Here is a 1,902-nt window from a genome sequence, read left to right on the forward strand (position 1 = left end):
CGTCGAGACGCCCCGGAGGGGCGTGTCTCTAGACGGTGAGATCGCTGCTGGTCAGCGGCTTGCGGCGGCGAGTTCGATGATCTGCTTCGGAGCGGGGATGTCGAGGCGGGCGAGCAGATCTTGCTGGGGCTTGGACAGCTCGGTGCGCTGGCGGAACACCCCGGCCGGTCCGGTGAAGGTCCCGGCGTGGAGCCGGTCGAGGTGGCGGCGCACGTGATGCCAGGTGTGGTCGGTGGTGGTCTCGATGATCCTGATCAGCAGGAGCGCGAGCCAGCACAGCACCACGTGGGCGCGGATACGTTCTTCGAGGCGGTGATAGACCGGGCGCAGGTCGATGATCTGCTTCATGTCGCGCCAGCCGCGTTCGACTTCCAGGAGCTGCTTGTAACCGCGCGCGATGTCCGCGGCCGGCAGGTGGGGGTCCGAGCAGCGCAGCAGGTACTTCCCGTCGAGGTTCGCCTCGGCCTTGATCTTGGCCTTGTCGATGCGCAGCAGCCCGCCAGGAGTGACACGCAGGTAGCGGTTGAGACCGGGCTTGGTCGAGATCCGTCCGCGTAGCTCGCCGCGCTTCATCACCGGGAGCTTGTCCGACCCGGCGATCAGCTCGTCGAGCTGGGCGAGGAGCTGTTCACGGATATGGGCGTCGCGCTGCGCGGCGTCGGGGTTGTGGCAGATGACGAACCGCTCAGTCTCCGACACCTTCACCTCCTTGATCCGCATGTTCTCCGCGATCTCGGTGTAGCGGCCCTGGCGCGACAGCGCGGCCTTGATCTCCACCGAGTCCGAGCGGAGCTTCTCCCCGATGATGTAGGCGTGATCGCCCTGGCGCAGGTAGCGGCGATTGCGTTCCGAGGAGAACCCGCGGTCGGCGACCCACACGATCTTCGACAGGGTCCAGTCCCGCATGTCGTCCTTGACCTGCCGGATCAGCTTGGAGTCCGCGGTGTTCCCGGGCCAGCACCACACCCGCACCGGGATCCCGTCGCGGGTCACGGCCATCCCGATCACGATCTGCGGGAGGTCGTCGCGGGAGTCCTTGGACTTGCCGTAGGCCCGGAACCCGACGCTGTCCTCTGTGCCGTCCTTGCCGTCCTTGCCGTCCTTGCCGTCCTGGTCGGGGAGGGGGTGGCCGTGTTCGTCGCGGGTCACGGGTTCGTCGGGTTCGTCGGGGTCGTCGAGTTCGAAGTAGGTGGAGGTGGTGTCGAAGAACAGCAGGTCGACCTCGAGGTTGAGCAGGTTCGCCACCTGCCCGAACACCCCGGCCTCGAGTTGCTCGCGGACATCGTGGAGCCAGTCCATCGCCCGGTAGCAGGCGTCGTCGGAGGTCGTGGGGAGCCCGTCGATGTGCACGTCGTGGTTGATCCAGTCCGCGGCGGCCAGCTTCGACGACGGGGCGAGCGCCCGGTTGGCGACCAGCCCGAACAACACCCGCTCGGTGGCCGCAGTGTCGCGGGGCCGGCCGCGGCGCGGCTTGCCACCCGGACCTGCGTGAAGGCCGCGCAGCACGGTGTCGATGCCCAACCGCTGCCACAGCGCGTCGAGGACGAACGTTCCGCCCCACGGGCGGGACTCGCAGAACACCAGCTCCGAGCCCGCGGTCGCGGCCAGCGCCTCGGCCGGGTCCAGCAGCCGGGACAACGACCCGACCAGCCGCTTGACCGCGTCCCGGTCGAGCTGATCAGCCCGCCCGAACCCGTAGAGGATCTTCGGGACCGACCGGCCGGCGACCGGATCCCACTCGTTGTGCGCCAGGTGCAGGTAGCGGACCGTGCCGCTCTTGGTCTTCCGTGCCGTCGTCTTCACGTACATCGCTCTAGACCTTAGACCATCACGGCTCGCCCAGCAGCAGCTAACCAGCCAGGCGTTTCTCTAGGCGTTTCTCGGTTCGACAGCCACCCGCAC

The 1,902-nt window shown here is 68.0% G+C and carries 1 protein-coding gene; it reads right to left on the reverse strand.

The features are described from left to right. Window positions 1-51: 51 nt before the first annotated feature. A complete protein-coding gene (locus ABD160_RS33245; protein WP_344030729.1) occupies window positions 52-1,809 on the reverse strand; it encodes an IS1634 family transposase in 1,758 nt (585 codons plus the stop codon). Window positions 1,810-1,902 lie beyond the last annotated feature (93 nt).

This window comes from Pseudonocardia kongjuensis (assembly GCF_039526905.1).
GTDB lineage: Bacteria > Actinomycetota > Actinomycetes > Mycobacteriales > Pseudonocardiaceae > Pseudonocardia > Pseudonocardia kongjuensis.

Excerpts from the sequence above, each read along its gene's own strand:
- ABD160_RS33245 (WP_344030729.1), bottom strand. The coding sequence starts at position 1,809 with ATGTACGTGAAGACGACGGCACGGAAGACCAAGAGCGGCACGGTCCGC.